Source organism: Mucilaginibacter sp. (assembly GCF_964263795.1).
Lineage (GTDB): Bacteria > Bacteroidota > Bacteroidia > Sphingobacteriales > Sphingobacteriaceae > Mucilaginibacter.
In genome coordinates this window covers 1-16,856 of sequence record NZ_CAXVWK010000099.1, presented here as the reverse complement: position 1 = coordinate 16,856, position 16,856 = coordinate 1, and the positions used below count along the sequence as shown (strand labels likewise).

The following is a 16,856-nucleotide window of genomic DNA, read 5'->3' as shown; positions in this document are numbered from 1 at the left end:
AACCAGGAGGTTGCCGCCTTTTTTATTTGTATCAAGTACGAACAACGAGTGTAACGTTATCGAACATTGTAATAAATCACATTATCATAATTTTATGATTATCAAACTGTTATAATGTGGCATAAACTTGGTTGATTAAATTTGCAGCGCTTTTAAACCTTAATGTAATGATCAACAATCACTTAAAATTTGCTTTCAGGAATTTAACCCGCACCAAAAGTTTTACAGCCATTAACATAGGCGGCTTGGTGATCAGTTTAACGGCGGTTATCCTGATGTCGCTTTATATTGAGAACGAATTAAGTTACGATAGATATCATAAGCAGGCCAATAATATTTACCGTGTGGTTGACGACAAGCAAACCAACGCTTTAATGCAGCGTGGCGCAGGCTCGCCGGGCCCGTTAGCACCTATGCTTTTAGCCGATTTTCCGCAGGTAAAACAGGCAGTGCGTATTATTGGTGCCGAAGCTTTGGTGAAATACAACGATAAACTTTTTGAAGAAAGGCATTTGTACTTTGCCGACGCGCAAATTTTTAAGGTGTTTGATTTGCCAATGATCAGCGGAAATGCAGCAACAGCATTATTAAACCCGATGAGTGTAGTGATCACCGAAACTACCGCACGCAAATATTTTGGCAATGCTGATGCACTTGGCAAAGCATTGATGATGGACGGCGAAAATTTAAAAGTAACCGGAGTGATAAAAAATGTACCTGCCAACTCGCACCTCACGTTCGATTTTCTGATCTCGATGGCCACCGCTCAAAAAAAGGATTCGGGATACGACTGGCTATTTACAAACTGGTACTCCAATAATTTTTATACTTATATATTGTTGCCGGATAAATATAAACCAGTAAACCTGGTTAAGCAATTCGATGCCTTTGCCGACAGGCACAAAGCAAACACTCCAACCACTAAACATCATTACAGCCTGGAAAATTTAACAGATATATACTTGCATAGTGAAAGGGAAAACCAGGCGGGCCAAAACGGAAATATTACCAGCCTGTATGTATTTTCGGCAGTTGCACTTTTTGTGTTGCTTATTGCCTGTACCAACTTCATCAACCTCTCAACGGCACGTGCTGCTGAGCGTGGAAAAGAGGTTGGTATTAAGAAAGTAAATGGGGTTACACGCACCGCGCTGATCATCCAATTTTTTATTGAATCGTTTTTAATTGTCGGCATTGCCCTTGCGATAGCCGTTTTAGCAGCTTACATGCTTATGCCGGCATTTAATTCGTTCGCCGGGAAAAGTATAGGGCTTAATTTGCTTACACCGCTGCACGTGTTGCTATTGATCGGCCTGCTGGTAGTTGTGGCAGTCCTGTCAGGCAGTTATCCGGCACTTGTGCTGTCGGGTTTTAACCCGGTAACGGCATTAAAGGGCACGCTGAGGTCATCGGCATTAAGCATTGCTATCCGCAAAGGTCTGGTGGTGTTTCAATTTGCAGTTTCCATTATCTTGATCATTAGCAGCATCGTGGTTTACACCCAGTTACAATTTATGCAAAAGCATGACCTTGGTTTTAAACCGTCGCAAACGTTGGTGATCAACTTTGAAGGCGACGGATGGGTCAAAAAACAATATCAGTTAATCGTCAACGAATTACAACGTGTTAAAGGGGTAAAAGCAGTTACCGCATCGTCAGATGTTCCGGGTAGTTCGACATCAGGCGGATGGTCAATGGAATTTGCCAAAAAAGGTGGTGATACCGTGCACGCCGAACTGCCGATCTATCTGACTGACTTCAACTTTATGAAGCAGTACAATATCCCTATGGTAGCCGGGCGGGCGTTATCACCGGCGTTTGCTGCGGACACGGTCGAATCTATGATCATTAATGAATCCGCTTTGCGTAAACTTGGTTTTAAAAACGCAGATGAAGCCATGGGCGTTAAGGTAAAAATGTATCCTAACGATGCAACGGTTGTAGGGGTTTACAAAGATTTTCACTTCCAATCCCTGCAAAAGCCAATTGAACCGTTGGCCATGCGCATTATGCCAGACAAATTCCGAGTGTTTTCTGTGGAAATGAATACTACAGACGTTAAACAAACGGTAGCAGATATAGAAACCCTCTGGAAAAAAATAGCCCCGCAGAGGCCATTAGAATACACTTTTTTAAACGACAGCTTCAATCAGCAGTACCAGGCCGAAATCAAGTTCGGGCAGTTATTTGCGCTGTTTACTACGCTGGCTATCAGCATCGCCTGTTTTGGTTTATTCGGGCTGGCGTTGTTCAGTGTAAAACAGCGCCGCAAAGAGATAGGGATCCGCAAGGTTATCGGTGCCTCTGTATTACAGATCACTGCGTTGATATCTAAAGAATTCGTATCGTTAGTAGTTATCTCATTTGTTATCGCCTGCCCGGTAGCATTGCTGGCTATGACCAGATGGGTTCAAGAATTCGCTTACCGGATCGATATCAGCTGGTGGATCTTCGCAGCAGGCGGCCTTATCGCCATTGTTATTGCCGTGGCTACCATCAGTTACCAATCGATCCGCGCAGCAATCGCAAACCCGGTAATTAGTTTGCGAAGCGAATAAAAATATTATGTGTCACAAATCTGTTACATAAAATCAAATCGTTGTTAAGCCCTACCAACTAAACGGTCAAAATAGCTAATATTATACTTTCGGCGGTTCTGCGGAACAGTACAACTTTTTGACCCTTTATTTTAACTAACAACACATGATCAGATCTTTAAAAATTGCGCTGCTGGTACCTTCAGTAGCTTTTATGGCGCTATCGGCCACCGCGCAAACCGGTGCTCCCAAGCTGATAGAAAAGGTTACCCGCAAGGGGACCGAATTAGTGATACCTTACGAGAAGTATGTTTTGCCTAACGGGCTAACCGTGATCCTGGCAGAAGATCATTCTGACCCTTTGGTGCACGTTGATGTTACTTACCACGTAGGCTCGGCACGTGAGGAAATAGGCAAATCGGGCTTCGCCCACTTTTTTGAGCACATGATGTTCCAGGGAAGCGATCACGTTGCTAACGGAGATCACTTTAAGATCATTACCGAAGCAGGTGGTACCCTAAACGGATCAACAAACCGCGACCGTACAAACTATTATGAGACCGTACCTGCCAACCAACTCGAAAAAATGCTTTGGCTGGAAAGCGACCGGATGGGCTTTTTGCTTGACGCGGTAACGCAACAAAAATTTGAAGTGCAGCGTGCTACCGTTAAAAACGAACGTGGCCAGAATTATGATAACCGCCCGTACGGTTTAGCCAGCGAATACACATCTAAAAACCTTTACCCATACGGCCACCCATACTCCTGGTTAACCATAGGCTATATTGAAGAATTGAACAAAGTAGGCGTTAACGACCTGAAGAATTTCTTTTTAAGATGGTACGGCCCCAATAACGCGACTGTAACCATTGGCGGCGATTTGAACCCGAAGCAAACTTTGGCGTTAGTACAAAAATATTTCGGCAGCATTCCACGCGGGCCGGTTGTAAACAATATGAGCCTGCCTGCACCAAAATTATCTGCAGACCGCTATGTATCTTACACGGATAACTACGCTAAATTGCCCCTGCTTTCCATTACTTATCCTGGTGTGAAGATCTATGATAAGGATATGTCGGCATTGGATGCTTTATCAGAAATTGTTGGCCAGGGCAGAAACTCTATCCTTTACAAAAACTTTGTTAAAACCCGTAAAGCTGCTCAGGCTTCTATGAATTCATCAAATGCCGAGCTGGCGGGTGAGATCACGGTACGTGTGGTGCCTTTTCCGGGGCAAACACTTGCCGACGCTAAGAAGATGGTTGATGAGTCTTTTGTTGAATTTGAAAAAACTGGTGTTACGGACGATGCGTTGGTACGCTTCAAGGCAAGTGCCGAAGCTAACTACATCAATGGCCTTGCAAGCGTTAGCGGTAAGGTATCTGAACTGGCACAGGCACAGTACATGACCGGTAACCCTAACCAGATAGGCCGCGAACTTGCAGACATCCGCGCGGTAACCAAAGCTGATGTAATGCGTGTTTACAATCAATACATCAAAGGTAAGCCATCAGTAATTTTAAGCGTGCTGCCAAAAGGCGGTGCTACACCACCGGTTGCTGCCGATAACTACATCGTAAGTACCGCAGGTTATAAAGCACCCGACTACGGTTACAATGGCTTAACCTATAAAAAAGCTACTGATAAATTCGACCGTGCACCTAAACCAGGCGTGGGTGCTAACCCGGCTATTAAAGTGCCAACCATATGGACAGGTACCACACCTAACGGCATTAAGCTGATAGGTACGCAAAATACCGAGGTGCCTTCTGTTGCGATGAACATTTCTATCAAAGGTGGTGGATTATATGCCGTTGCAGATCCTTCGAAAGCAGGCCTTGCAGGTATTGTCGGCCGTATGATGAACGAGGATACCAAGAATTATACCGGCGAGCAGTTTACATCAGAACTGGATAAACTGGGTAGCGACATCAGCGTATATGGCGGCAGCGAAGAGATGGTGATCAGCGTATCATCGTTAACTAAAAACCTCCCTAAAACCATGACATTGTTACAGGAGCGCCTGCTGAACCCTAAATTTACCCAAGATGCTTTAGAAAGGATCAAAAAGCAAACCATTGAGGGTTTAAAACAAGCTAAAACGCAACCGGCCGGTGTAGCATCTACCGTTTACAGTAAAATACTTTACGGCACAGATAACGTGCGCACTTATGCAACCGGTGGTAACGAGCAAACTGTTGCAGCAATAACACTGCAGGATGTACAAAGCTTTTACGACAACTACTTCACCCCAACAGAAACCAAAATTGTGGTGGTAGGTGATGTGAACGAAGGTACTGCTAAAGGTAACCTGGCATTTTTAAATAACTGGGCGGCTAAAAAGGTAACCGTTCCAACACCTGCAGATGGTAAGGTGTTTGATAAAACCACTCTGTATCTGGTTGACATTCCGGGCGCTGCTCAGTCAGAGATCCGTATAGGATATTTGGATAAACTAAACTATGATGCAACCGGCGATTATTACAAGTTAGGTATAGCCAACTATATTTTAGGTGGTGCATTCAATAGCCATATTAACCTGAACCTGCGCGAAAAAAGAGGCTGGACCTACGGTGCCCGTTCCGGCTTTAGCTCAGGCAAAAACGGTGGCGATTTTACCGCTTCGGCAGGTGTACTGCGCGCAGCAACAGATAGCTCTGTTGTTGAGTTTATTAAAGAGATACGTAACTACCAGGCTACCGGTATTACACCGGATGAGTTGAAATTTACGCAAACTTCAATCGGCCAGAGCGATGCCCGCCGTTATGAGACCAATGCCCAAAAGGCGGCGTTCCTGTCACGTATTCTGGATTATGATCTGAAGCCTAACTATGTGGATGAGCAAAACAAGATCTTATCTACCATTACCCCGGCAGAGATCAATCAGCTGGCGTCTAAATATTTGAACACGGATAACATGGTGATACTGGTTGTGGGCGATAAGGCGACTATATTGCCTGGCCTTCAAAAATTAGGTTACCCTATTGTTGAGCTGGATGCCGATGGTAAGCCTAAACAATAAGTATTAATATATAAAATCAAGCCCGGACGGTAATTTACCGCCCGGGCTTTTTTATGACCTGAAAGATTTAATTTTTGATGAACGACAGCGCAGCATTGCGATACTCGGCTTTTTTGAGCTGAAGCCTTAACGCTTTAAAACTCTGCACCGGCCCTTCAGATGATACCAGGTTTGCTATCCATGCAGGGATGTTGCCGGCCGGGTCGACAGTTAAGGTGTATTCAACCCTGATCTCATTTTTATTGACAGGAGTAATCAGCCATTTCCCTTTAGATTCGCTGATGCGCACGATATCTGTTTTTGGTGGTACCATGCCTTTTACGGCAGGGCCGTCTACTGTGACTACTTTAGTATCCGCATCCTGGGTTACGGTGAGGTGCGCAACAAAATCACGGTTTTGCACCGGCCAGGGCAGGCTCACTTCAGAGTAATAGTACAACTCTGACGGCGAAACTTGTTTAAGCAACGTACAGGATTTGGTTTTATAAACCCATTCGGTGCAATTATTAACATCAAGCAGCACTGCTACTATCTGCGATAGGTTTGCCTGGAAGGTGCATTCAACACGAAGTGCCTTGACCTTTGAATTTTGCACCGGGCCGGTATACAATTTTATACCATCATTATCGCTTTTCAGCGTCCAGCTCTGCTGCGCATGTAAGGTTGCCGAAGAAATTGTCAGCAACAAGAGAACGGCCGATATCTTACTTAACATTTATTAGTGCGGTTAAATCGCAAAAATAAATAACCGGTCATTTCTTGTTGTCATTACAACAACATCTTAGAAATTTTCAATTCGCTTGCCAATCCGTTTGTATTGAAAGTACAGCAGGGTACACATCGCCAACAGGTAAAAGACAGTCATTACCACATAATACCCGTTCGGATATTTATAATCAACAAGGTAAATCTCCCGCGGGAAATAGTTGCGATAGTAAATATCCAGGTGGTTATGCACATCGATGTGCTTTTTGGCGTAATTGCTTCCGATATTATCTACATAGCTTACCACGTTATCATTAATAAATGTATTGTGGTAAACCATGGTCGCCTTATATGGCTTTGGAGACTGCGTAACCTCTACCCGCACCACCGTGGCTGTAGCAACCCGTTTGGTGTTGATGAATACAATGGTATCTGCCAGGTACAAAATACCACACAAGGTAAAAACGCAAATGATGATGAACAATGATAAATTGCCGCGGCTTTTTATAAACTCCATCATCCCCGGAATTTATTTAGGATGTTGCTACCAACCGGTTTACGCTCCGGTAAACATACTCGTTATAAATATGCCTGCGTGCAAACCTACCCGGCGAATCTGCATTTACCAGTTTCACATAAACGGCCCTTGGTACATCAAAGTATTCATAAGTGTTGCCGTCTGTAAAAACTACCTTAAGTACCTGCTTTTCAAATGTAAAGTCGGCAATGGCGGCGTTAGTTGTGGTAGCAGTGTACTCGTTTAATGATTGCGCGCGGGTTTCCGGCGCTATGCTTACCAGAAAATGGTAAGCTTCTATAATGGTTTTGCTTTTTTCTTCAGCTTCAACCCGGCTTTCGTCCTGATACTTGTCGGGATGCCAGGTTTTCATCATGCCGCGGTAAACCGTTTTTAATTCTTGCAGGTCAGCTGCTTCGGTAACACCTAAAAGTTTGCGGTAATCAACGATCTTTTTCATTCTTATTTGTTGTATTTTATGCTTATTATCGTTGATAAGTTAGTTGTTAATCGTATCATGAAATAATGCGCAAAGGTACATTTTTAATTTTAAGGCATTTTTAAATCTTTAAAACTTAAATTACACTTGTTACTGCGTTATTACTATGTTAACTTGTGCCACGTAATATCACAATAACCAATTGACAAATATTCAGGCCGATATCGATTCTATAAGCCAGATAGACGCTGTTACGTCAATTTTGGAAGTGATCTGCCGTTCTACCGGGATGGGCTTTGCAGCTGTAGCTTGTGTAACCGATACTAAATGGGTAGCGTGCGCCGTGCACGACGAGATCGAATTCGGCCTTAAGCCGGGCGGCGAGCTGGCTTTAGAAACCACTATCTGCAATGAGATCCGCCAGCATAGCAAACCGGTTGTAATTGACCACGTAGACAAGGATACGCTTTTTGCTAACCACCATACGCCGGCCATGTACGGCTTTCAAAGCTACATTTCTATTCCTATCCATAGAAAGAACGGGGAGTTTTTCGGTACGCTTTGCGCCATAGACCCTAACCCTGCCCATGTGAACAACCCGCAGGTAATCGGCATGTTTAAACTGTTTGCCGATTTGATAGCGATGCACCTGCAAGCTTTGGACGACTCCGAATTAGTTAAAGAAAAATTGAAAGAGGCCGAAAAGGTAGCAGAGTTACGCGAGCTTTTTATAGCTATTTTAGGCCATGACCTGCGTAACCCGGTGGGTGCGGTATTAAACGTATCACAATTATTGCTGCGCATGCCGCTGGATGACCGTACAAAACGCCTTGCCCATATTTTGCAGGATGCATCGTACAGGATGAAGGCCCTGATTGAAAATATCCTTGACTTTGCGCGCGGCCATTTAGGTGAAGGAATTCAACTTGACCTTACCCGTGATAACGACATGGAAAAGGTGCTGAACCAGATAACCGATGAATTGCGCCTGCTTTGGCCAAACACCACCATTGATGCAACATACAACCTTACCTGCGGCGTAAACTGCGATGGTAAAAGGATAGCCCAGATGTACTCGAACCTGTTAGGCAATGCGCTTACGCACGGGACAAAGGGCGAGCGGGTAAGTGTATCAGTTAACAGCGGCAATGGTGAATTTAAGATCGCGATAGCAAATGCCGGTATTGCAATTTCTGATGAGGTAAGGGCGAAACTCTTTCAACCATTTGCGCGCGGTGGAATAACACATGAGCAGGAAGGCCTGGGGCTTGGTTTATACATTGCATCAGAAATTGCCCGTGCACACCAGGGCGTAATAGATGTTGAATCTAACACCGACCAAACAAAGTTTACTTTCAAGATGCCGTTACAGTCTGCATAAGCCAGGCCGGTTCAGGTTAGTTTTCGATTTTTAAAGGGATGGTGAACCAAAACAGGCTGCCTTTGCCTGCATCACTTTTAACCCCAATTTTACCGCCATGGCGTTCCACTATTTCCGCGCTGATATACAATCCCAGCCCTAAACCCGAATATTGCAGTCCCGAAGAATCTACCCGGTAATAGCGCTCAAATAAATGCGGGATCTTTTCTGATGAGATCCCCTCACCAAAATCCCGTACAGATATGCGGGCCATTTTATTCTTGACGGTTATATCAACAATTATCCTGCGTGATTGCGGCGCGTATTTTACTGCATTATTAATCAGGTTGATCACTACCTGCTCAATTTTGGCGCGGTCGGCATAAACCTCCAGGCTTGCATCGCCGGTTAAGATCAACTCATGTTCGCCCGCAAGGCGTACGTGGTCGCAACTCTCGTTGACCAGTTCGGCGGCGTTAAAATTAGATTTACTTAAAGCCAGTTGCCCTGCGGCTATTTTTGATACGTTAAGCAAACTTTCTATCAGGTGTTGCATTTTGGTAAGGCTACTGTTGGCCTTATCCATAAACACGGGCACTTTTTCCGAATCGGGGGTGGTTTTCATCAGCTTGCCAACTATCTGCATGGATGCTTTAAGCGATGTCATCGGCGTTTTTAACTCATGACTTGCTACGCTTATAAAATCTTCCTTTTGCTGCTGCAGGCGCTTAAATTCGGTAATGTCCAATACGGTACCCAGCATACGGATAGGGTTGTTGTTTTCACTGTAAAATATCTTGCCCTGCGTACGGATCCAGTGTACCGACTCATCTGGATGGACGATCCTTGCTTCGTAATATAAACTGCCGCTGCGATTGGCCTCTTCATGGGCTTTGATCCGTATTTCCCTATCCTCCGGGTGGAAGCTGTCCGCCAGTACCGGCCGGGGCTGTGTGGTGCTAAAGCCAAAGATAGTGTTGAACCTGTCGGATGTCACCACTTGTTGGGTCAAAATATTCAGGTCAAAGGTGCCTATCTCGGCTGCTTCAATAGCCAGCCTGCTGCGTTCTTCAACATCTTCTATACTGCGGCGCGCCTTAACTTTGTCTGTAACTTCAATACCTATCACCATAATTGCGTTGATGCTGCCATCAAAGTTCCTTACAGGTTCGTATGCAAAATCTACAAACACAAACTCCGCCACGCCGTTGCGCACCAGCAGCAACTCATGCTCTTTGGCAACAAATGCAACTCCTGTATCTATAACCTGTTTCATTACAGGTTCATAAGATGCCGCCGCTTCGGGTATGGCATTCCAGATCGTGCGGTTCTCCATGTCTTCGCTTTCCCGGCCTACCAGTTCCAGGTAGGCATCATTAACCACCTGTATCATCAGGTCGCTGGCGCGGATAAGGCAGATGCCAACCGGGGCCTGCTTGATCAGGTTATAAAGGGTTATCTCACTTTCCTCGGCGGATTGTTTGGCCCGTTCCTGCTCGGTAACGTCAATTGCAAAACAGGCAACGCCATATATATTATTATCTGCATCCCGCAGCGGCTGGTAGGTGAACTTGTAATAAAAAGTAGTGAGCACACCGTCTATCTCCAGGTCGGCGCGGTCGTTTTCAGTAGAATAGGGTAGTCCGGTTTCGTAAACCTGGTGTATCAGGCCAAGGAAAGGCTGATCGTGCATTTCAGGCAGGGCCTCTAAAAAAGGCTTACCAATTACCGAGCTGTCTTTACCCCAGGCGGCTAAAGTAGCAGCGTTAGCGGCAGCAACTATGGCATCCCTGCCGGTACACATATATACCGGGTAGGGCGAACTTTCAATAATGTCGCGATAGATACTGTCAATAGGGTTCAAGAGAATAGGCGCTTAAATAATAATATTCAAAAATAAAAAAGTTATCCAAAATTAAAATATTGACAAATGGCAATAATTAAGGTTTGGCGAACAGTTTATTTAAAATTGATTGATAAATTTAGCTTACTATGAAAACCGAAAAACAAAAAATGATAGATGGCGAGTATTACCTTGCTAACGATGAACTGCTTGCCCGCGAACGTGCAGAATGTAAGGCGCTGCTTAAACAGCTAAACATTGATGAATATATAGTTGGCGATGGTACGCGTGCTGTGCTGGCAAAACTGATACCTAACGCACCTAAAAGCTTGTACATAGAGCCGCCGTTTCATTGCGATTACGGTTACAACATTACCTGCGGCGAGAATGTGTATTTTAACGTGAACTGCGTGGTGCTTGATGTAACCCACGTAAAGCTGGGTAATAATGTGTTTTGCGCGCCTGCCGTGCAGATCTATACGGCTACCCATCCGCTTGATGCCGAATTGCGCAGGAGCAAGGAGAACGGCAAGCCCGTTGTAATAGGTGATGATTGCTGGATTGGTGGCGGTGCCATTATTTGCCCCGGCGTAACTATCGGCAACCGTTGCGTAATCGGCGCGGGCTCCGTGGTTACTAAAGATATCCCCGACGATTCATTAGCGGCCGGCAATCCGGCCAGGGTTATGCGCAAGCTGGAGCCGGGATCGTAGGCAAGAATGGCGGCGAAATTGGTGTAGACAGTAAGTTAGGGCAGTGCAGTACCTTTTGATTTACACTGCCATTATTGTGTAACATAGTTAACTGAGAAGACCGGAAGATTTAAAAATCTGTACATTTGCGCACTAATTGATGACACTTTTGAGCAACATTACCACTCCATACCCTGTTCCCGAAAGCGAGAGCGAACGTTTGGAAGCACTTGCTTCCTACGACATTCTTGACACCAACCCCGAGGATGATTTTGAGGAGCTTACCTTGCTCGCATCTGAGATTTGCCAGACACCTATCGCACTGGTAAGTTTAATAGACGATAAAAGGCAGTGGTTTAAATCGCATTACGGTTTAAATGTTACCGAAACCCCTAAAGAATATGCCTTTTGCGCGCATACTATCGTAAATCCGCATGAGATAATGCAGGTACGTGATGCACGTCAAGACGAACGTTTTGCGCACAATCCGCTGGTTACCGGCGACACGAAAGTTATATTTTATGCCGGTGTGCCTTTGTTGAATGAAGATGGTTACGCACTGGGTTCACTTTGTGTTATTGATCATGAGCCGAAGGAGTTAACTGAGGGCCAATTAAAGGCGTTAAGGGTACTATCTAAGCAGGTACTTGCCCAGATGGAGCTGCGCAGAAAGATCAATAATTTACAAAAATCCAATGATACCCTTGTAGAGGCAAATGCGTTCATTCAAAAGTTTGCATCTACAGCGGCACATGATATCAAAAACCCGCTAAGCAGTATTATGCTTACCGCACAGGCCTTACAATCGCGCCTGTCAACCAGCGGCGATGTAAGGAGCCGTAACCTGGTAGATATGACTTTGAACTCATCTAAAAAGTTGCTTACGCTGGTTGATGAGATGTTGCAATATTCCAAAAAACCGGCCCTGCTGATATCAAACCAGCAATGTTTTGAATTGAGCGAATTGCTTTTCAAAGTGATCGACCTGATCGATGTACCTGCCGGTATCAAGATCAATTATCCGCATACCGAGCACGCCTTAACGTGTTCATCAATAGCGCTGGAGCAGATTTTTCTGAACCTGATAACTAACGCAGTACGCTATAACGACAAGCCCGAAGGTATAATCGATATTCATTTTTTAGAGGACGACCAGTTCTATAATTTTAAGGTGAAAGACAACGGAATGGGCATTGCCCAGAAAAACCATGAAAAGATCTTTCAGAAGGATGTTATCCTGAACGTGATTGACAGGTTTAATCAAAAAGGTACTGGCATAGGCCTGCACACGGTAAAATCGCTCGTTGAAAAACTGCAGGGCAGCATCAGTGTAAGTTCACGCGTAGGCGAGGGGACAACGTTTAACTTCAGGGTTAAAAAGAACATCGAGATCTCTGATGAAGAGATCAATGCGCTTTAATATCAGCCATTACCTTATCCAACATCGCGTTAAAATCCTCAGGCTTCTCCACCATCGGGAAATGTCCTGTAGCGTGTATCAACAGTAATTTGTAAGGGATTTTACGAGCAACCAAACCGGTAGTATCAGTAGGCTGATAATCGCTGTTTATCAGATAAAGCTTCTTATTCGCCTTTACCAATTCGTCGCCCTCATTAAAATTATCCTGTTCCATGCTGGACACCGCTGCAACCGTATCCGTGTGCGCCACATCGTTCAATATCCGCTCACGAATGTTTTTTGGCGTAGTTTTATAGAAAAGATCCTGGTTAAACCATTGGAACGCTACCTGTTTAAAGTCTTTTTTCATTGCAGCTATGGCCTGTTCATATTCTTTTCTTGCCTTAACGGTATCGCCCTTACTCACTACCCCTGCCGATTTAAAGTTATCCACCCCAACAAGGGCTATCACATGGTTCGGATCATCAAGCGCTCCCTGCAATATAATGTCGCCGGCCATTGAGTGGCCTACCAATACTACATTCTTCAAATGCAGTTGTGCTATCACATTCTTAATATCCTGGCCAAAGGCAGCAGTATTAAACACTTTCCGGTTCCTGCCCGATTTGCCGTACCCCGGCAAGTCTATAGCCACTACGCGGTAACGATTTTTAAAATGTGCCACCTGGCTATCCCAATACGTTTTATTTATAGCCCAGCCGTGTACAAAAAGCAGTGTGGTATCGCCGCTGCCCGTATCGGTGTAATCTATATTTACATTGTTGCTTACTATCTTTACTTTCGCTTTGCGGTTGTCTTTTTTTTGCGGGCTGTTACAGCCTAGCAGCCCGATGAATAAGAAGGTTAGCGGTAAATATTTTAACGGCTTCATGATTAGTGGTTTAAGATTTACAACGATAAATAAAATAGCGGTTACAAAGCAAACGGTTTAACGAATTTTAACAGATCAGAGCAGCGGAATGGAGGGACAGTACCACTTAAACGACATCATTAGCGAATTTGCTATAACCGGGAGTATAGCCAATACCATTACTATTGAAACAGGGCATATTAATGATACATACCGCCTGATAAATGCCGATGCCGCGGCACCTGATTACCTGTTACAGCGTATCAACCGCGCCGTATTTAAAGACGTGCCGGCGCTGATGGAAAATATCTGGCATGTTACCCAACATCTTAAAAGTAAATTACCCACTCACGAGGCCGTTACCCATGCTGTTACGGTAGTAAAATTGCATGATGGCGGCCTGTACCACAAAGATCATTCAGGCAATTACTGGCGTATGCTTCATTTTATAAAAGACACACGCAGTTATGACCTTGTTACCACAGCCCAGCAGGCTTACCAGGGTGGTAAGGCGTTCGGCCGGTTTCAAAGCATGCTTACCGATTTGGATGCCACTTTGCTGCACAACACTATTCCAGATTTTCATAACATGGTACACCGGTTAGAACAGCTGGAAGAGGCCGTAAACAACAATTTAAAAGGCAAGGTAGGAGAGGTAACTGCCGAACTGGAGTTCATTGACCAGCGATCGGACAGGATGTGCGGCATCTTTTACATGGGCGAGGCCGGTCATTTGCCATGGCGCTTAACTCATAACGACACCAAGTTTCACAACGTACTTTTAGATAAAACGGATAGTGCCCAGTGCGTTGTAGATTTGGATACTGTAATGCCGGGATACGTGGCCTATGATTTTGGCGACTCGGTGCGTACCATTATCAATACCGCTGCCGAGGACGAAGCCGACCTGTCAAAAATACAACTGAACATCCCGCTATTCGAGGCCTATGTAAAGGGATATTTTCAAGAGGCTGGGCACTTTTTGACTGATCGTGAGGTAGAATCACTGATGATGGGTGTGATGATGATGCCGTTTATCCAGGCCGTACGCTTTTTAACCGACCACCTAAGTGGAGATATCTATTTTAAGGTGCACCAGGCCGGGCATAACCTGCAACGCGCAAGGGCGCAATTACAACTGGTCCGCAAACTTGAGGAAAGCGAACCGCAGCTGCAGGCCATTATTGATGCTCAAACAGCTTAACTTTTACAATCAATCCCAAACAAAGTAGCACTTTCCTTCGTCGTTTAAGGATGGAACAGCTAAACATGTTTGACAATGGGACGCAAAGCTCAAAGCTCCCGCCAGAATTGATGGTTTACTATCCCGGCTTTTTTACCAGGGAAGAAGAAGCAACGCTAATACCCATTCTCAGGGACACGATCAGCTGGAAACAGGAGACGATTCAGATGTACGGCAAATTGCTCAACACCCCACGCCTTACTGCTTGGTATGGCGATAACAGTAAAACCTATGCTTTCTCGGGTAAAAAATATGATCCCTATCCTTGGACCAGCGAGTTGTTGTTCATTAAAGATAAAGTAGATGCTGCCTGCGGGATAACCTTTAACAGCGTACTGCTTAACCTTTACCGCAATGGTAACGACTCGGTAGCCTGGCATGCTGACGATGAACCTGAACTGGGACATAATCCTACCATTGCATCGGTAAGTTTTGGACAGGTGCGCCGCTTTGACGTGCGCCATAAACAAGACCACAAATTAAAGTATTCGATTGAGCTGGAAAGCGGCTCGCTACTTATCATGAAAGGCAATTTGCAGCACCAATGGGAGCACTGTGTACCCAAATCAACTTCAGCTTTTAAAGAGCGGATTAATCTTACTTTCAGGATAATTAGTTAATGACATGTTGACAAAAGGCTAAATTCGATATTAACTTAAAAGAAACATAAATTTATAGTACATTAATAATCTGATGCTTATATTTATTATCTAACTTTTTTAATTATCGGATAATGCCTATGCATCGAGAATTGAAACGATTATTCGTAATGAAGTTTTATAACAAATTAGATATATTTGTAAATAAACACTAAAATCTGATATGAAAAAATTGATCCTTTTTGCTGCCGGCGTTTGCTTTAGCGTTATCACTTATGCGCAAACTGCAATTGTGCCTGCCGGGGCAGGTGTTAGTTACGGTAAGACGATAACTGCAGATAACGCATTAAACACCGAAGCACTAAATATAACGTTGAGCCAGGATTCTGTATACGATGGTAAGATCACAGGTACGGTGGTAGAGGTATGTAAGAAAAAAGGCTGCTTCATGAAGATAGCCCAGGAAAATGGTGCCCCTATCATGGTTCAGTTTACAGATTACGCTTATTTTATGCCACAAAACATTATCGGCAAAACCGTTGTGGTAGCAGGTAAAGCCAAGGTTAAAGAAACATCTGTTGAGCGTTTAAAGCACTACGCTGCTGATGCGGGTAAATCAAAAGAAGAGATAGCGATGATCAGTCAGCCTAAGAAAGATATTTCGATAATGGCAGATGGCGTATTGGTTGTAAAGTAACCCGCCAGATAATATATTGTAAAAGCCTGTAAGCTAAACTTACAGGCTTTTTTATTTGAACAGATCTTGCCGGTAGATGGGCAAGATCACCAGTTAGCAGTTTGGCCATAACCTAACAATTCCACTACAACGATTTCGATAAAAACTTTGGGCGATTTAACATAATAACCCTATAATTACAGTTTCCCAGCCAAATTGTAAACCTTTTATGAAGAATTTCCTTGACCAGGATTTTTTGCTGCAAACAGAAACCGCAAAGCGTTTATATCACGACTATGCGGCGGATATGCCTATAATTGATTACCACTGCCACCTTCCGCCAGACCAGATTGCCAACGATATAAATTTTGATAATATTACTTCCGTTTGGCTCAACGGCGACCACTATAAATGGCGTGCAATGCGTGCCAATGGAGTAGATGAAAGCTACATCACCGGTAACCGTTCCGATAAAGAGAAATTCGAACAATGGGCGGCCACTGTTCCATACACGCTTCGCAACCCTTTATACCATTGGACACACCTGGAGCTGCGACGTTATTTCGGGATCGATTCGCGCCTGACGCCCGGTACCGCAGAAGATATTTACAACGATTGTAACGCTAAGCTACAAAGCCCGGCTTACAGCGTGCGTAAACTCATCACCGGCCGTAATGTTGTAGTTATTTGCACCACCGATGACCCGCTGGATAGCCTGGCACACCACCAAAAGATTCATGAAGATGGCTTTGAGGTAAAGGTTTTGCCGGCATTCCGCCCTGATAAAGCAATGTTTTGCGACGACACCAAAACGCTTAACGCTTACATTAACCAGTTAGAGGTAGTGGCAGACACCGTTGTTAACAGCTTCGAGAGTTACCTTTACGCACTTAAAAAACGGCATCACTACTTTGCTGCTAATGGCTGCTGCGTATCTGATCACGGGTTGGAGC

At 44.5% G+C, this 16,856-nt stretch carries 14 protein-coding genes; 9 read left to right on the top strand and 5 right to left on the bottom strand.

Annotation, left to right across the window (positions count from 1 at the left end; translation table 11 throughout):
• Positions 1 to 167 precede the first annotated feature (167 nt).
• The gene (locus tag ACE5CV_RS16090) at positions 168 to 2,558 is read left to right on the top strand and encodes an ABC transporter permease (RefSeq protein ID WP_374951216.1); all 2,391 of its coding nucleotides are present in this window, start codon (positions 168 to 170) and stop codon (positions 2,556 to 2,558) included.
• A 145-nt stretch (positions 2,559 to 2,703) separates the two neighbouring features.
• Entirely contained in the window at positions 2,704 to 5,559 is a 2,856-nt protein-coding gene (locus ACE5CV_RS16085) for a M16 family metallopeptidase (RefSeq protein WP_374951215.1), read from the top strand.
• Between the two features lie 67 nt (positions 5,560 to 5,626).
• Here ACE5CV_RS16085 and ACE5CV_RS16080 read toward each other — a convergent pair whose 3' ends face one another.
• The 3 genes from ACE5CV_RS16080 to ACE5CV_RS16070 form a co-directional block, all read right to left on the bottom strand.
• Complete coding sequence (locus ACE5CV_RS16080; protein WP_374951214.1) at positions 5,627 to 6,274, bottom strand: START domain-containing protein; 648 nt, start codon at positions 6,272 to 6,274, stop codon at positions 5,627 to 5,629.
• Positions 6,275 to 6,340: 66 nt separating this feature from the next.
• Positions 6,341 to 6,784 carry a hypothetical protein gene (locus ACE5CV_RS16075; RefSeq protein WP_374951213.1) on the bottom strand — a complete coding sequence of 148 codons (444 nt, stop codon included), beginning with the start codon at positions 6,782 to 6,784 and terminating at the stop codon, positions 6,341 to 6,343.
• 13 nt (positions 6,785 to 6,797) lie between these two features.
• Positions 6,798 to 7,241, bottom strand: coding sequence for a KTSC domain-containing protein (locus tag ACE5CV_RS16070; RefSeq protein ID WP_374951212.1), 444 nt, complete (start codon positions 7,239 to 7,241; stop codon positions 6,798 to 6,800).
• Positions 7,242 to 7,422: 181 nt separating this feature from the next.
• On the opposite strand from ACE5CV_RS16070, the gene ACE5CV_RS16065 reads away from it, so the two are divergent.
• Entirely contained in the window at positions 7,423 to 8,601 is a 1,179-nt protein-coding gene (locus ACE5CV_RS16065; protein ID WP_374951211.1) for an ATP-binding protein, read from the top strand.
• Positions 8,602 to 8,617: 16 nt separating this feature from the next.
• Here ACE5CV_RS16065 and ACE5CV_RS16060 read toward each other — a convergent pair whose 3' ends face one another.
• Positions 8,618 to 10,444, bottom strand: coding sequence for an ATP-binding protein (locus tag ACE5CV_RS16060; RefSeq protein ID WP_374951210.1), 1,827 nt, complete (start codon positions 10,442 to 10,444; stop codon positions 8,618 to 8,620).
• Between the two features lie 128 nt (positions 10,445 to 10,572).
• Between ACE5CV_RS16060 and ACE5CV_RS16055 the strand changes: the two genes are divergently transcribed.
• Both ACE5CV_RS16055 and ACE5CV_RS16050 read left to right on the top strand, forming a co-directional pair.
• Positions 10,573 to 11,136: a sugar O-acetyltransferase gene (locus ACE5CV_RS16055; RefSeq protein WP_374951209.1), complete on the top strand. Its 564-nt coding sequence runs from the start codon at positions 10,573 to 10,575 to the stop codon at positions 11,134 to 11,136.
• A gap of 139 nt (positions 11,137 to 11,275) precedes the next feature.
• On the top strand, positions 11,276 to 12,535 hold the full coding sequence (locus tag ACE5CV_RS16050; RefSeq protein WP_374951208.1) for an ATP-binding protein: 1,260 nt from the start codon (positions 11,276 to 11,278) through the stop codon (positions 12,533 to 12,535).
• Here the strand turns inward: ACE5CV_RS16050 and ACE5CV_RS16045 are convergent.
• Complete coding sequence (locus tag ACE5CV_RS16045) at positions 12,522 to 13,406, bottom strand: alpha/beta fold hydrolase (RefSeq protein ID WP_374951207.1); 885 nt, start codon at positions 13,404 to 13,406, stop codon at positions 12,522 to 12,524. The two genes, ACE5CV_RS16050 and ACE5CV_RS16045, sit on opposite strands and share 14 nt — an antisense overlap.
• Before the next feature lie 88 nt (positions 13,407 to 13,494).
• Here ACE5CV_RS16045 and ACE5CV_RS16040 point away from each other — a divergent pair, with 88 nt between their 5' ends.
• The 4 genes from ACE5CV_RS16040 to ACE5CV_RS16025 all read left to right on the top strand — a co-directional run.
• The gene (locus ACE5CV_RS16040; protein ID WP_374951206.1) at positions 13,495 to 14,589 is read left to right on the top strand and encodes a phosphotransferase enzyme family protein; all 1,095 of its coding nucleotides are present in this window, start codon (positions 13,495 to 13,497) and stop codon (positions 14,587 to 14,589) included.
• A gap of 50 nt (positions 14,590 to 14,639) precedes the next feature.
• On the top strand, positions 14,640 to 15,248 hold the full coding sequence (locus ACE5CV_RS16035) for an alpha-ketoglutarate-dependent dioxygenase AlkB (protein WP_374951205.1): 609 nt from the start codon (positions 14,640 to 14,642) through the stop codon (positions 15,246 to 15,248).
• 202 nt (positions 15,249 to 15,450) lie between these two features.
• A complete protein-coding gene (locus tag ACE5CV_RS16030) occupies positions 15,451 to 15,924 on the top strand; it encodes a DUF4920 domain-containing protein (protein ID WP_374951204.1) in 474 nt (157 codons plus the stop codon).
• Positions 15,925 to 16,132: 208 nt separating this feature from the next.
• Positions 16,133 to 16,856: glucuronate isomerase (locus tag ACE5CV_RS16025; protein WP_374951203.1), on the top strand; the 724-nt coding region annotated here is incomplete at its 3' end.

Coding starts and splice junctions, on each gene's coding strand:
- ACE5CV_RS16090 (WP_374951216.1), top strand. CDS start 168: ATGATCAACAATCACTTAAAATTTGCTTTCAGGAATTTAACCCGCACC.
- ACE5CV_RS16085 (WP_374951215.1), top strand. CDS start 2,704: ATGATCAGATCTTTAAAAATTGCGCTGCTGGTACCTTCAGTAGCTTTT.
- ACE5CV_RS16080 (WP_374951214.1), bottom strand. CDS start 6,274: ATGTTAAGTAAGATATCGGCCGTTCTCTTGTTGCTGACAATTTCTTCG.
- ACE5CV_RS16075 (WP_374951213.1), bottom strand. CDS start 6,784: ATGATGGAGTTTATAAAAAGCCGCGGCAATTTATCATTGTTCATCATC.
- ACE5CV_RS16070 (WP_374951212.1), bottom strand. CDS start 7,241: ATGAAAAAGATCGTTGATTACCGCAAACTTTTAGGTGTTACCGAAGCA.
- ACE5CV_RS16055 (WP_374951209.1), top strand. CDS start 10,573: ATGAAAACCGAAAAACAAAAAATGATAGATGGCGAGTATTACCTTGCT.
- ACE5CV_RS16050 (WP_374951208.1), top strand. CDS start 11,276: ATGACACTTTTGAGCAACATTACCACTCCATACCCTGTTCCCGAAAGC.
- ACE5CV_RS16045 (WP_374951207.1), bottom strand. CDS start 13,406: ATGAAGCCGTTAAAATATTTACCGCTAACCTTCTTATTCATCGGGCTG.
- ACE5CV_RS16040 (WP_374951206.1), top strand. CDS start 13,495: ATGGAGGGACAGTACCACTTAAACGACATCATTAGCGAATTTGCTATA.
- ACE5CV_RS16035 (WP_374951205.1), top strand. CDS start 14,640: ATGGAACAGCTAAACATGTTTGACAATGGGACGCAAAGCTCAAAGCTC.
- ACE5CV_RS16030 (WP_374951204.1), top strand. CDS start 15,451: ATGAAAAAATTGATCCTTTTTGCTGCCGGCGTTTGCTTTAGCGTTATC.